The 14,447-nt window shown below is 31.1% G+C and carries 16 protein-coding genes; all 16 read right to left on the reverse strand.

The window, feature by feature from the left end:
- Positions 1-4: 4 nt before the first annotated feature.
- The 16 genes from BIV18_RS03050 to yhbY all read right to left on the reverse strand — a co-directional run bounded on the left by BIV18_RS03050 (position 5) and on the right by yhbY (position 14,436).
- Complete coding sequence (locus BIV18_RS03050; RefSeq protein ID WP_075659237.1) at positions 5-2,260, reverse strand: xanthine dehydrogenase family protein molybdopterin-binding subunit; 2,256 nt, start codon at positions 2,258-2,260, stop codon at positions 5-7.
- Entirely contained in the window at positions 2,250-3,095 is an 846-nt protein-coding gene (locus BIV18_RS03055) for an FAD binding domain-containing protein (RefSeq protein WP_075659238.1), read from the reverse strand. Before BIV18_RS03055 ends, BIV18_RS03050 begins: the two co-directional genes overlap by 11 nt.
- A complete protein-coding gene (locus tag BIV18_RS03060) occupies positions 3,092-3,556 on the reverse strand; it encodes a (2Fe-2S)-binding protein (RefSeq protein WP_075659239.1) in 465 nt (154 codons plus the stop codon). The genes BIV18_RS03055 and BIV18_RS03060 overlap by 4 nt, the downstream gene beginning before the upstream one ends.
- 527 nt (positions 3,557-4,083) lie before the next feature.
- Positions 4,084-4,848 (reverse strand): IclR family transcriptional regulator, encoded by a 765-nt coding sequence (locus tag BIV18_RS03065; RefSeq protein WP_075659240.1) that lies wholly within the window; start codon positions 4,846-4,848, stop codon positions 4,084-4,086.
- Between the two features lie 95 nt (positions 4,849-4,943).
- Positions 4,944-6,113, reverse strand: coding sequence for a UxaA family hydrolase (locus BIV18_RS03070; protein ID WP_075659241.1), 1,170 nt, complete (start codon positions 6,111-6,113; stop codon positions 4,944-4,946).
- Between the two features lie 9 nt (positions 6,114-6,122).
- On the reverse strand, positions 6,123-6,413 hold the full coding sequence (locus tag BIV18_RS03075) for a UxaA family hydrolase (protein ID WP_075659242.1): 291 nt from the start codon (positions 6,411-6,413) through the stop codon (positions 6,123-6,125).
- A gap of 2 nt (positions 6,414-6,415) precedes the next feature.
- Positions 6,416-7,312: a dihydrodipicolinate synthase family protein gene (locus BIV18_RS03080; protein ID WP_075659243.1), complete on the reverse strand. Its 897-nt coding sequence runs from the start codon at positions 7,310-7,312 to the stop codon at positions 6,416-6,418.
- A gap of 112 nt (positions 7,313-7,424) precedes the next feature.
- Positions 7,425-8,339, reverse strand: coding sequence for an amidohydrolase family protein (locus BIV18_RS03085; RefSeq protein WP_075659244.1), 915 nt, complete (start codon positions 8,337-8,339; stop codon positions 7,425-7,427).
- A 50-nt stretch (positions 8,340-8,389) separates the two neighbouring features.
- A complete protein-coding gene (locus tag BIV18_RS03090) occupies positions 8,390-9,502 on the reverse strand; it encodes a PTS transporter subunit EIIC (RefSeq protein WP_202968681.1) in 1,113 nt (370 codons plus the stop codon).
- Between the two features lie 369 nt (positions 9,503-9,871).
- Entirely contained in the window at positions 9,872-11,086 is a 1,215-nt protein-coding gene (locus BIV18_RS03095) for an IS110 family RNA-guided transposase (RefSeq protein ID WP_075659246.1), read from the reverse strand.
- A gap of 266 nt (positions 11,087-11,352) precedes the next feature.
- Positions 11,353-11,730, reverse strand: coding sequence for a RidA family protein (locus BIV18_RS03100; RefSeq protein ID WP_075659247.1), 378 nt, complete (start codon positions 11,728-11,730; stop codon positions 11,353-11,355).
- A 2-nt stretch (positions 11,731-11,732) separates the two neighbouring features.
- Entirely contained in the window at positions 11,733-12,095 is a 363-nt protein-coding gene (gene rsfS, locus BIV18_RS03105; protein ID WP_075659248.1) for a ribosome silencing factor, read from the reverse strand.
- A gap of 8 nt (positions 12,096-12,103) precedes the next feature.
- Positions 12,104-12,982 carry an LCP family protein gene (locus BIV18_RS03110; RefSeq protein WP_075659249.1) on the reverse strand — a complete coding sequence of 293 codons (879 nt, stop codon included), beginning with the start codon at positions 12,980-12,982 and terminating at the stop codon, positions 12,104-12,106.
- Positions 12,979-13,551 (reverse strand): bis(5'-nucleosyl)-tetraphosphatase (symmetrical) YqeK, encoded by a 573-nt coding sequence (gene yqeK / locus BIV18_RS03115; RefSeq protein WP_075659250.1) that lies wholly within the window; start codon positions 13,549-13,551, stop codon positions 12,979-12,981. The genes BIV18_RS03110 and yqeK overlap by 4 nt, the downstream gene beginning before the upstream one ends.
- Positions 13,541-14,149: a nicotinate-nucleotide adenylyltransferase gene (gene nadD / locus BIV18_RS03120; protein ID WP_075659251.1), complete on the reverse strand. Its 609-nt coding sequence runs from the start codon at positions 14,147-14,149 to the stop codon at positions 13,541-13,543. Before nadD ends, yqeK begins: the two co-directional genes overlap by 11 nt.
- Complete coding sequence (gene yhbY / locus BIV18_RS03125; RefSeq protein WP_075659252.1) at positions 14,149-14,436, reverse strand: ribosome assembly RNA-binding protein YhbY; 288 nt, start codon at positions 14,434-14,436, stop codon at positions 14,149-14,151. The genes nadD and yhbY overlap by 1 nt, the downstream gene beginning before the upstream one ends.
- Positions 14,437-14,447 lie beyond the last annotated feature (11 nt).

A 14,447-nucleotide genomic window follows, 5' to 3' on the forward strand; every position in this document is an offset into this window, starting at 1 on the left:
TCTCTTAATTTTTTTCACTTAATGCTTCTATAATTTTTTCTGGAGTTGCCGGATAATTAGTTATATTAGTTCCCAAAGCATGATTAATTGCATTTATTATTGCTGGTGCAGGTGCAACTGCTGATATCTCCCCAACACTTTTAATTCCATAAGGTGCTGATTTATCATTTGTTTCCACCAAAACTACTTCTACATCTGGCATATCCCATACATTAATGACATGATATTTTGATAATGTTGAGTTTTTAACATATCCTTTATTATCTATTTCAATATTTTCTGATAGAGCCATTCCTATTCCAAACTCTGCTCCACCTTCTATTTGACCTTCTACAAGTGCTGGATTAATCGCTTTTCCAATATCGTGAATGCATACTAATCTTTCAACTTTTACAAAACCTGTTTTTTTATCAACTCTCACTTGAGCAAAATTTGCCGCAAATACTGCAGGATTTCCCTTTGGTATGTGTTTTACATATACTGAAGTATGATCAAATAAATTTTTTTCTCTAATTTGAGAAATTTCTCCATAGCTAAATTTCTCATCACTATTTTTTATTTTTACGAATCCATTTTCAACATACATATCTTCAATTTTTATATTTTTTACTTTATTTAAAGTGTCAAATAGTAAATCAATTAATTTTTCAGAAGCTTCTTTCAAAGCCCCTCCTGCTACAAAACTTACTCTACTAGCTTGAGTTCCCGCAGCATCATATGGCGTAATGAAAGTATCTGCTTCAGTTAAAAATATATTTTTAGGGTTTAAATCAAGAGCTTCTGCAGCAACTTGTTTTAATGTTTGCAAAGTTCCACAACCTTGTTCGTGAACAGCTATTTTGCACAAAACATTCCCATCAGCATTTAAAACCATCTCTACATTTATAAAATCGGGAAAAGCTCCAAGATAACCATTGCCATGAGATGCGCAAGCCATTCCAATACCATAGGCATATCTATCTGTATTTTTGTTTTTTAAATTTTCATAATTGTACTTCCAATTTATTTTTTCCATACCAGCAATTACACATCTCTTAATTCCAGCATCGCCAATATTAGGTCCTCCTACTGGATCCTCACAGTATGGATCAACTAAATTTTTAAGTCTAAGTTCACATGGATCCATTCCTATTTTTCTTGCAACATTATCCAAATTAATCTCTGAAACTGCGTGAGCTTGAGAACCTCCATAGGATCTAAAAGCTCCACCTGGTAAAGTATTAGTATAATATGCAGTACCATTAACTTCTTGATTGTAAATTTTATATAATCTAAAAAGTTTTTTTGCATATGCGTTTACAATGCTAGAAGCATTTGTAGCATAAGCTCCTCCAGCAACAAGAGTATCTATTTTTCTACCTAAAATTTTTCCATCCTTATTCACTGCAGTTTTAATGTGAATTCTCATTGGATTTCTAGTAGTTGTTCCCTTTATAGTTTGTTCCCTATCCATATAAATTTGAACTGGTCTCTTTTCAGAATAGGCAACGAAACCTGCAATAAACTCAAGCATAGGTTGTTGTTTGCCACCAAAAGAACCACCCATATTAGTTTTTTTAACTCGTATTTTACTATAAGGTAAATTCAAAATCCTGCTCAAGTGCATCTGTATAGCAAATACTATTTGACTTCCGCTAGATACAACTAAATTTCCAAATTCATCAACAGTAGCCATGGCGGAATGTGGTTCTATTGCTAAATGATGAGTTCTACTTGTGTTTCCCTCGTCTTCTACTATATAATCTGCTTCTTCAAAAGCTTTTTTAACATCTCCACATGATTTAGTGTTTTCATAAGCAACATTTGTATTACCTGTGATAATATTTACATCTTCCATTGCATCATCAATTGTCGCTACTACTGGAAGTTCTTCGTAAATAACCACAACTTTTTTTATTGCTTCTTCTACACTTTCTATACTATCTCCTAATACTAAAGCTATTCTATCTCCTACAAATCTAGCCCTGTCGTTTAAAATCATCTCATCTTTTACACCATTAATACCAGTAAACCATTCCATGGAATTGTATTTATTGTGAGGCACATCTTTATAGGTTAGTATTTTATATATTCCCTTAGTTTTTAGAGCTTCTGAAAAATCAAACTTAAAATCGGCATGAGGCTTTTCACTTAAAACTAATTTTCCATATAACATGTCATTATACTTTATGTCTGTTATGTATTTTGTCTTTCCTTGAACACGATCATAAGCATCATCTCTTATTAATCTTTTTCCAACATATTTCAAATTATTTTTCATAACTTATCAATTCCTCGAGCATATCCTCTAATAATCCTTGTATAGCAATTCTCTTATAATACTTAGAGCTTCTTTCTGGAATAGCTTTCTCAATCTCATTAAATCCAGTTTGTTGTAGAATTTCCAAATTTATATTTTTAAAATCGTGATTAGCAAAAACTTTTTCCAAATCAAATGCCCTAACAGGTTTAATTCCAACAGCACCTAAAAATATTCTAGTGTCCTTCTTTCCATCTTCATTTAAAATAAAATTCATAGCACAGCTAATTTTAGAAATCGTTACTCCTGTACGAGATCCAATTTTATTAAAAATGTTTATACTATTTTTTTTAGGTATTATTATTTCTTTTATAATTTCATTTTGACTTAAAATTGTTTTCTCTCTTCCAGTAATAAAATCTTCAATAGAAACAATCTTTTCATTTTCCATTGAATCTAAAATTTTAATTTTTGCATCTAATGCAAAAAGTGCCAATACACAATCTGCACTTTGAGAAGCATTGGCAACATTTCCTCCAATAGTCGCAAGATTTCTAATTTGATTTGAACCTAATTTATAAGCAGCTTCATAAAGAGACCCTAGATTTTCTTTAATGCTTTTCTCATTAATGATTTCTGTCATAGTCATAAGAGGTCCTATATAAAAATTAGTATCATCTTCCTTAAATCCCTTTAATTCATTTATCTTTGTAATTTCAATGATATTGTAATTGACAATTTTTTTATTCTTTATTTTTATTATTAAATCAGTTCCTCCAGCAAGGATATAATAATTGTCGCCCTTATTTTCTAAAATATAACAAAGTTCACTTAAATCCTTTGGTGCGAATATCATTTTTCCACCTCTTCACAAGCTTTTTCAATAGCTTCTAAAATTTTTATAAATCCAGTACATCTACAAAGATTTCCCTCAATATATCTTTTTATTTCATAAGTTGTTGGGTTTATATTATTTAACATCAAAGATTTTGCACTCATAATGAAGCCTGGAGAACAGTAGCCACATTGAACAGCACCACATTCCACGAACTTTTTTTGTAAAATATCCAATTGACCATCATGTTCTAATCCTTCTATGGTTATAACTTCTTTTCCATCTAACTGTGCTGCAAGCATCGTGCACGATGTAACCGCTAATGAATCCACTAATACAGTACATGCTCCACATTCTCCCTCACTACAACCTTCTTTAGTCCCTGTTAGCTTTAAATCATTTCTAAGTAAATCTATTAATCTTTTCTTTTCGTCTACATCAAAATTATAGATTTCACCATTAACTTTTAAACTTATTTTCATTTTCCCACCTAAATTTTATTTTAATCAATATGCATCGTGCATACTTTAGTGCAATATAATATAAATGTGTTTTAAATAGTATACCACTAATTTAAATCGTTTTCAAACTGTTTTTAAAAATCTTCTCTTATTATTTTGTCCCTCAGTTAAAAACTCCTTCCAAGCATTTAATTTAACTTATATATTATTTATTAATTTTTTAATTTCTTTGTTTAAGTTTAGTTGTAAATATTTTCTTTTGCTTGCTTTTTAAAATGCATCTTACAATATTACATTTATTTAACTTATGCAAGCACATATTTTACTCATCTATAAAATATTTATAATAAGGAGTATCTTCAACTTTTATTAGATTTAATAAGTCTAATTTTTCTTCCCGATTAAATTCTTATTGATATAAAATACAAATAAAAAATACTTTTATTTTGCTGTTGATATTAAAAAAGACCCTTGTATGATTACTAAGGCCTAAATTTGACTTTTTGTTTATTTGAGACAGAAGAGCTTGGTTACTATTTCTTTTTAGTTTAGATTAAATCTTCTTCATTATAAATATTGTGAGTGAAATAACTTTCTATTTCTTTTTTATATTTTAATAGAACTTGAATAGCATTCTTTAATTTTTCATCTGTACTTCTAAAGTTTGGAATCGACACACTCATAGCGGCAATTACTTTTCCACCCTTTTCTATCGGAACGGCAACACACTTTGAATCTAAACTTGTTTCTTGTAAATCAAATGAGTACCCATTATTTTTCACAGTCTCTATTTCATTCAAAAAATCATCTATATCTGTAATAGTTCTCTCTGTCAAAGGAACCATATTATCTCCAACAATGTCTTTAATTTCTTCTTCACTGTTTTTGTAAACCAAAACTTTTCCTAGTGCTGTTGAATAAATTGGTAAAAATTTTCCAACATAGCTCATTAGCTGAATTGATTGTTTTGGATCTTTTTTAGCAATATAGAAAACCTTATTATCTTGTAGTATCCCTAATTGACATATTTCGTTACATTCCTTAACTACTTCTGTCATATAGGATTTTATCATCTCAAGAAAAGATGTTGACTCTATATATGCCTCGCCTACTATGAAGGAATTTATTCCAATCCTATACTTCATTTCAGATTTTTTGGCTAAAAACCTCATATCCACAAGAGTCGAGAGTATTGGTGATATAGTGCTCTTAGGTATTTTTGTTTTTTCAGAGATTTCTGTTAATGTAAGATCTTCTTTTTCAGAAGCTAAAGTTAAAAGTATTCTAAGAACTCTTTCAGTTGGCTTATGCATATTGTTCTCCTTATCAAAGATTTTATAACTATTATTTTATATTATATATTAACCCTAAAAATATTAAAAGAACCCGAAGGCTCTTAATATTATAATTAAACAAAAGCAGATGCTCTTTGAATTGCTGTTTCTGTATAACCAAGAAGCTCTGCCTGAACTTGTTTTCCGTTACATACTTCCACAATTAAGTCTAGCAATTCTTCACTTGCTTGCTCAATTTCCTTGTTTTCTGTAATTATTCCGCTTGCATCATAATCTATGTTGTCGCTCATTTTAGCATAGGTTTCGCTGTTTCCAGTAATTTTCAAAACAGGCGCTATGGCATGTCCAGTTGGAGTTCCTCTACCTGTAGAAAATACAACTAATTGACATCCTCCAGCAATTATACCCCCAACAGACGAAGCATCATTTCCTGGCGTATCCATAATTACAAGTCCTTCTTTTCCTTTAATTTGTTGAGAATAATCGTAAAGATTGTTAATGCTGGAAGTTCCCCCTTTATGAATGCATCCAAGTGATTTTTCTTCTAAGGTAGTAAGTCCACCTTCTTTATTTCCTGGTGAAGGGTTTCCGTCACGAACATCCAGCCCTGTATCATTCTTTATTTTAGTTTCATAGTTTTTAATAATTTCATAAATTTTATCATGAATTTCTTTATTTTTTGCCCTTCTAGCAAGAATGTGTTCTGCTCCAATAAATTCAGTAGTTTCACAAAGTACAGAAGTTCCACCCATTTCTACTAATTTATCACTAACTTTTCCAATTGTTGGGTTTGCTGCAAGTCCTGATGTTGTATCAGATCCTCCACAATTTGTTCCAAGAATTAGCTCTGAAAGTGGGAATTCTTCTCTTCTAATTAATGCAGCTTCGCCAACCATTTTTTTTGCAAGTCTTTGTGCTTTTTCTATGGTCTTTAGAGTGCCACCTTCCTCTTGAATAATAAGAGTTTCTACTTGTTTGTTAGTTCTTTCTAATATTCTTTCTTTAACAATATTAGCTTGGGCCGATTCACAGCCAAGACCCACAACTATTACGCTATAAACATTTGGATTTGCACCATACCCTGCTAGAGTATCTAGAGTCAAATCAAGATCTGCACCTACCTGTGAGCATCCAAGTTGCAAGTTAAATGTTACTGTACCTTGAACTCCTCGTGAAATTAATCTTGTTGTGTCTGATGCACATATACTTGCTGGTAATATTAAAACATGATTTCTAATCCCAACTCTACCGTCTTTTCTTTTATAACCCCAAAAAGTTCTCACTATACCACCTCATTCTTTTTCTTCAAGATTTTCTCTGTGATCTTTAATGTTATGTGTGTGAACATGAAATCCTTTAATAATATCTTTACTAGCTCTTCCTATATGTTCTCCATATTTTACAATATCTTCTTCCATTTTTATGTCTCTTATTGCTATTTTATGATATATTGGAATATCATTTTGTGCCACAACTTCCTTTGTATCTCCATTATCTAAATAGCTTACAGTTTCGCCTTTTTCTATATGGCTTAATACTGTAACCACATTATCTTTATCATCAACTTTAAGAGCGTATTTCATGATTACCTCCCATCCATTACCTTGTTTCTTAATTTTTTTGCAAACTCATAGTTTTGTTCACTTAATTCCTCAAATGGGAATATCGTATAATCGTTTATTTTAAGACCATCATCAATTAAAAACTTTTTAAATATATGAGAGAAATTCTTTTCAACACTATAAAGTGGCATAAGTCTATCAATTATATTACCTATTGCCTTAACTTCTTCAAAGTTCCCATTATTTATTGCTTCTACCCACTCTGACCACAACTTAGGCTCAAAGTTTGATATAGCAGCAATACATCCGCTTCCTCCTGCTATGACATTTGGAACAAAATGATCATCAAATCCTGAATATACCTCAAAATCATCTCTAATTTCTTTAGCTTTTAGAATAACCTCTTTTGTGTGAGTTAGATTTGCTGTTGAGTCCTTCATACCTTTAATGTTTTTATGTTTTTTGGCAAGATTGAATGTTGTTTCAGCATTCATATCAAACCCAGTTCTTGCAGTGAAATTATAAATATATATATTTCCATCTATTTTTTGAGCAAGCACATCATAATAATGGAAAGCCTCCTCTTGACTTATCCCGTAATAAAATGGAGGAGGTATTAAAACTCCCTTGACTCCTAATGAGATTGCATAATTAGATAATTCTATACATTCTTCTACATTAAGAGAACTTGTTCCAGGGATTAACTCAAGTTGCCCTTTAGATTCATCTACATAAAGTTTTATTAGCTTTTTCTTTTCGTCCATTGATAATGCGGTAAATTCACCACTACTTCCGAGTGGTACTGCTCCATTTACACCATTGTCTATTAAGTGTTGAATTAGCAACTTATTACCTTCTATATCAATGTTTCCATTATTATCAAAGATTGTAACTGTTGGTGTTATTATTTTTGCTTCCATCTTAATCCTTTCAACGTCTACTAATTGTTAAGCAAGACATCCCCTCGCCCACAATAGGCGACGGGATTGTCAGTTTTTCTAGTCTATAATTTTATTTTATACTTTTTATAGATTATTTTAAATAATATGCGTCTAATGCATTATTGTAAAATACATCTTCAAGTTCTTTTTCAGTGAACACGTCTGATTCTGTTATAAATTTATACAGGTCTTCATATGAGAACTTAGTCATTACAGTAGGTGTGTCAGTACCCCAAAGAATCTTTTCAGTTCCTAAAATATCTTTTGCTAATTTTATATATTCTAGAGCTGTTGGGAAAGGATATTTTTCAGGAGCAACGTTCCAAGGTAATGCACTAAGGTCAATCCAAACATTGTCATGTTTTAGAAGTGGTAATGCTTTTTCTAAATAATCTCCATCTTCTAATGTAGGAGCCAATAAGTGACAGATTACAATGTTTAGATTTTTATATTTATTTGCAATTCTATACACTGCTTCTGGTTGACAACTTGCCATTGAAGGACTTCCAATATCTAATACTAAAGTCATATTTTCTTCTTCAGCAATTCTGTCATAAATCTTAGTCATCATTGGGTCATCGATAATAAAGTTGTTGTGATAACCCATCATTCCACCACCAACACTGATTTCAAATTTAAATATTTTAGCCTTTAGATCATTTATTAATCTATCTAGAATCGAATCCACTTCCTTACAGTGAGGATCTAGTGTTACAGCTGCTTTAAATCTATCTGGATATTTATTAGCTGTTTCAATAGCATATTCATTTTGGAAACCATATAAACTTCCTTGTAATAAAATTGCTTTTTCAACTTCATTTTCATCCATGATGCTTAATAATGACTCAGCAACAAATTCTTTATCTCCATATCCTTTTGGAATAATTGCCATTTCATCACCATTTGCCCAACGGCAAAGTCCATTTCCTAACGGTCTAAATTCACCGTTTTTACCAAAGCTTCTAATACTTTCAAAGATGTGTGCGTGTGCGTCAATTTTTTTCATAATCGTACCCTCCATAGTTTTTATTTTAAAAAATTTACCTTAAACAAATTTTAAACTTCTTCCTCAGTTTCATTTTCTAATTTCTCTAAATCTTTATTATAGGAAAATAGAGTTAAAACAAATGCCAATCCAAACGCTATTACTAGAGATATTAAAAACTGTATAAAAGCGTTACTCATAAACACTGGAAGCGTTGTAAGTGCTGGTAAAGCAAATGAAGTAGCTCTACATCCAAACATTCCAGCAACTGCTCCTCCTACTCCTCCTGCAATACAAGCACAGGTCATAGGTCTCTTAAGTTTTAAATTAACTCCATACATTGCAGGTTCTGTAATACCTAGCAGTGTTGTAAGTCCAGCAGAAATTGCTTGAGACTTAAATTTCTTATCTTTAGTTTTAAATGCAACCGCTAATGCTGCTCCACCTTGAGCAAATATAGCCGCACCAAACAAAGCTAAAATTGTGTCATATCCTACTAAGGATATATTATTAATTGCTACTGTAAATAATCCCCAGTGCAAACCAAACATAACCATAAACGGTTGTAAACTACCTACGATTATTCCAGCTATAAGTGGGCTCAAATTATAAATATTTTCATATCCACTAGCTAACCATGATCCAGCAACTTTTCCAATTGGTCCAAATACAAATAGGATTACAGGCGTAACAATTAACAAACAAATTGGTGGAGTAAATAATCCCTTAAAAGTTTCTGGTATGATCTTATAACAGAAGTTCTGAACGTATTTTGTAAAATATATCGCTAATATTATAGGGATAACAGAACTAGAGTATATTACTTTTGGAACTTCTAAATTAAAGAAAGTTACTGTCCCATCTGAACTCATTAAATTTGTCATTGATGGATGAAGTAATATGCATCCTATTAATGCTGCCGTAAATGTTTCTACCCCAAACCTTTTTGCCGCTGTTATTGCTAAAAATACAGGGATAAAATAGAAGAAAGCATCCCCAATAGCATTTAATATTTCATATGTAGAAGAAGTTTGGTCAATAGCATTTGTTGCCAATAACAGTGAAATTATTCCCTTTATAATCCCCGTTGATATCATCAGGTTAATAAATGGTAAAAATAGTGATGATAATAATTCTATAAAATCATCTACAAGTTTTTTAAATATTCCCTCTTTCTTATTCACAATAAAACCTCATTTCATTAGATAATAACGGTTATACAAAATCCTATTATATTTAAATAAATTCTTGAAACCTCCTTTATTAGTTTATTCGTACTTAGGAACTAATTCGTATTTCCGTCTGTAATTGAAATATATCACATACTTTAATAAATTACAACATTATTTTTAAAAATTATTAAATATTTTTTTGAAGTATATTGAAACTTTAAGTTTATTTATCAAATATTCTGAAATAAAACCTGCTAACAATAGTCAAGGAGAAAAGCAAAATTAATTTAGCTTTTCTCCTTGTTAATTAGAGTTTAAATTTGAGCACAACAAATAAACCGGTTACTATCGGCTTATTTTTTTATCATTATATTCTTGATTCTAGGCTACTTTTAACAACTTATTTTCTTGTTTTGATACCATAACTTTTACATAGTATGTTCTTAAGAATTTGTTTAAACCTGCAAATTTGCAAACTTTTTTGGCTTTTCCTTCTTTTTCTTTCTTAATCATGTAATTATATATTTCGTTTTCTGGATCTTTTGCACTCATCATACACTTCATTGCCTGGTAGCCTACTTTTCTTAGTATTGCGTTCCCTCTTTTGCTTATTTTTCTTTGATCTGCTTTAAAGTTTCCTGATTCATATGGTGGTGCGTCTATTCCTATAAAGGATATTAGGCTTTTTTTGTTTTTAAATTTTGATAGGGCTCCAAATTCTGCTACTATTTGTACTGCTAATTTTTCTGATATGCCTGAGAATTTTTTTGCTTCTTGATATTCTTCTAAGGGCTCGGATATTTCTATCATTTGTGATAAAATTCTATTTAGAATCTGATTTATTTGTTTTATCAGGTTTATTCCTTCTCTGATATTCGTTTCTATTTTTGAGTTATGGGAAGGCTGTGTTGAGATACTGTCCTTTGCTAATTTGTAAATGGTTTTTGCTTTGTTTGCATTTGGATGGTATCTCTTTTCTTTTGCCCACCTTTTATATTCTTCTGTAAATTCTTCTTCTGTTTTTTCTAGTACTAGGTCTTTATGCCACCATTTTTCTAAAAAGTCTAATAGTTTGTCTTTTGAAAAGTCTCCTGAATTATGTGGTATTAGTTTTTTTATGCCTGGAAATGTTTGATGTATTGTTTGATCTATGTAGTTCATTTGGTCGATTCTTAGATCCATGTAATGTTGGTAGCTTCTATTTAATTCTTTTAGGACTCTGTAGTTTTCTTCATCTACCTTGTATTCTTCTAATTCTTTCCAATACATTAATCCATATTCTGCTATTTGTTTTGCATCTATCTTGTCATTTTTTGCTTTCCTAAAGTTTAATGCTCGGCAAAATTGTTTCATTTTTAGTGGATTTATTACTGCTACAAAATACCCTCTATCTTTTAATTCATAAAGTATTGGTAGATGATATTTTCCTGTTGCTTCTATTGTTATTTTTATTTCTTCTTTTACTTTCTCTAGAAGTTCTTCTACTTTACTTTTGTTTAGATAAACATCAAATGGTTTCCAGATTATTTTGCTTCCTTGTTCTAATGCACAAACTGTAATTTTTTCTTTTGATATGTCTATTCCTACAGATATCATATTTTTTACCTCTTTCTTTTTATTTTGTAGTTTCTACCTGCACCATTACACTCTTTTTAGCTCGTGACACGGACGTTTTGCCCAACCTGCTTAACCGAATATGAATAATGAAAAGGTAGTTGACAGTTTTTATGACGGATATTTTAACCCTAAAAGACCCTCGTCATACTACTTCTTCATTATACAAAAATAGTGCAAGATAGGAATTACTTCCTTTCTTACACTATTTATGGTACTAAAAAGACCCCGAAGGGTCCATATAAAGTTTATTTTACTGCAATTGCTTCAATTTCAAGAAGACCATTTTTTGGAAGTTTAGCTACTTCAACACATGATCTTGCTGGTTTATGTTCAGAAAAATACTCTGAATACACTTCATTTACTGCTGCAAAATCCTTTACGTCATCTAAAAATATATTTACTTTTACAACTTTATCCATACTTGATCCTGCTTCTTCTAGGATTGCTTTGATATTATCAAGACTTCTAGCAGTTGCTTTTTTAATATCGTCAGTTATAAGTTCTCCTGTTTCAGGAATTAGTGGAAGTTGTCCTGATGTAAAAATAAATCCATTTACTTCTGTAGCTTGTGAATAAGGACCTACTGCTGCAGGTGCTTTGTCTGTGTGTAGAATTTTAACCATTATTATTCCTCCTCATTTTCATGGTCATGGTTTTCTTTGTTTTCGTCATTTTCCCACAATCTTTCGAGATTATAATATTCTCTTTCATCCTTGTGGAATACATGTACTATTATATCACCAAAATCTAAAATTATCCATCTACTAGAATTTTTTCCTTCACTGTGAATTGGTGCTTCACCTTGTTCTGATAGTTTTTCGTCAATTTCACGTGCTAGAGCATCTACTTGTATTGATGAATTTCCACTTACGATTACAAAATAATCTGCGATAGAAGTCATTCCCCTTATATCCAAAACTTTTGTATCAATTCCCTTTTTTGATTCACATGATTTAATAATAATATCTAACTTTTCTTGTACTGTCATTTTACCTCCTATTTAAAATTATTTTCTAAAAGCATTACCTTTATTTTATTTTCATTTGGTATGAAGTAAGATACTCCCCCAATATATTTTGGCGTTCCAGGAAGTGTATTTGTAGTGATATCTTCTGTTCCTATGCCACGCATATTTATTGCTATTTTCACCAATTTTTTTACTGGTATATTGTTTTCAGAATAATTTATATAAGATCCGAGAAGTAGAGGCGACTTAATTAATGTTTTTGGCTCCTTCATTTTTGACAAAAGCGCTGACATAAATTGTTGTTGTGCCTTTACTCTTCCAAGGTCGGCATCTTTGTAGCCCTTTCTAAATCTCAAAAATCCAATGGCATCATATCCCTTTAATGTCTGTGTCCCTTCTCTAATGTCTATCTTTAAAGGGGGATCCGCCGTGGGATCTTCATATTTCATATCAATTGGAACATCTACTGTTACTCCTCCAATTTTGTTTACTACATCTTCTACGAACCTATAATCAACTGTTACATAATATTTTATATTTGTGCCAAGGAGATTGTTCACTGTGTCGAGGGTTAGTTCACTTCCACCGTATTTAAAGGAGTGGTTAATCTTTGTCTTTTTATATCCTTTGATTTTTGTGTAAGTATCTCTAGGTATAGAAATAATATTTACTTTTTTGCTTTCTCCATCAACATTTACTATCATAATGGTGTCAGACCTTGCGTTATCTGCTTTTTTTGAGTCCAAGGAATCGACTCCAAGCATTAAAAATTGGAGGTCTTCTCCTCCTTGATCCACCTTGTTAATATCTTCATTTCCGATGAAATAAAAATATCCTGCGATGCCAGCAAGTGCCAATATTAAAATCACAATTATTGTTGTGATAAAGGCTTTAAAAAAACTTTTCATGTATCTATCTCCTTATAAAAATTTCTAGCAAGAACAGTCATCGGAACAATGTATCTGTCCCTTTCTACTAAAAATTTTAGAGTGTTATTTAGTGCGAAATACATGGCAGCGTCCAAATCTTTTTTTGCAAGCTCCCTTGCTTTTTCCACGCCGTCAAAATTTCTCATTGGCTCAATATAATCTGCCAAAAAAATTATTTTTTCAAGATCAGACATATTTGCTCTGCCAGTAGTGTGATAGGCTATGGCATTTAAAATATCTTCGTCTTCTATGCCATAAAATTTATTTGCGAACAATGCACCAAGATATGAATGGATAATTTGTGGAGCTTTTTGCATTTCTCTTGTAAGGAGAAGTCCATTTTCTTTAGCTTTCTTTATAAGACAGCCTTTATCCTTTATTTTTGCACAGTCGTGTAAAAAACCTGCAACTTCTGCTTTCTCCACATCTACATGGTAAATTTTTGCAAGTTCAATTGATGTATCTCTAACTCTAATTGTGTGAAGAAATCTCTTTTCACCAATTCTTTTGCGAATTTCTGATTCATATTTTTTTAAGTTATAGTTCACTTTTGTAAAACCCGCTTTCCTTAATATAATTCACTACTTTTTCAGGAATTAAATATTTTACAGATTTTTTATCTTTGATTCTCTCTCTAAGCTCAGTAGAAGAAATTTCATAGAGAGGCGTGTGGATTATTTTTACCTTTGTGTTATAATTCTCTTGCAAAAATTTTAATTCTCTATTAATCTCTTCAATGTCAATATATTTAGGTCTAAGTGCCACTACAAATTCAATTTCTTTGGAAAGCTCTTCGATCTTTTTCCATGTTTTAAGTTCAAACAAAGTGTCGAGACCAATTAAAAAATATAATTTTTCTTCTTTATAAATTTTTTTCAGTTCTTTAACTGTATCAACTGTGTAGGATAATTTCACACGATTAGTCTCTATGTTGCTTATCTCAAAACTTGGATTAGATGAAATAGCAAGTTTTACCATCTCGTACCTGTCTTTTGCTGATACATATAAGTCCTTGTGTGGAGGACTGCCAGTTGGAATAAAAATAACTTTATCGAGATTAAGCTCTTCCTTCAAATATTCGCAAATCATTAAATGACCGTAGTGGATGGGATTAAAGGTTCCTCCAAAAATTCCGTACTTTTTCATTATAATTCTATTTTTTTATTTTCTTTAGACTCTCTATAAATTGTAAGTTTTTTGCCAATTTTTTGTACAAATTCAGCACCTGTTGCCTCTATTATTTCGTCAACTATTTCCTCAACTTCAACTGGTGCATTTTGCAAAACTTTTATTTTAACAATTTCATGATCCTCTAAAAGTTTATCTATTTGGTTTAAAAATCCCTCATTTATGCCATCTTTTCCCAATTGGATAAGTGGATCCATGTTGTGAGCAAGGCTCTTTAAATATGATCTTTGTTTTCCTGTTAACATTCTTTCTCCTA

This window comes from Peptoniphilus grossensis, from assembly GCF_001940285.1.
In the GTDB taxonomy this organism is placed as follows: Bacteria; Bacillota; Clostridia; order Tissierellales; family Peptoniphilaceae; genus Peptoniphilus_A; species Peptoniphilus_A faecalis.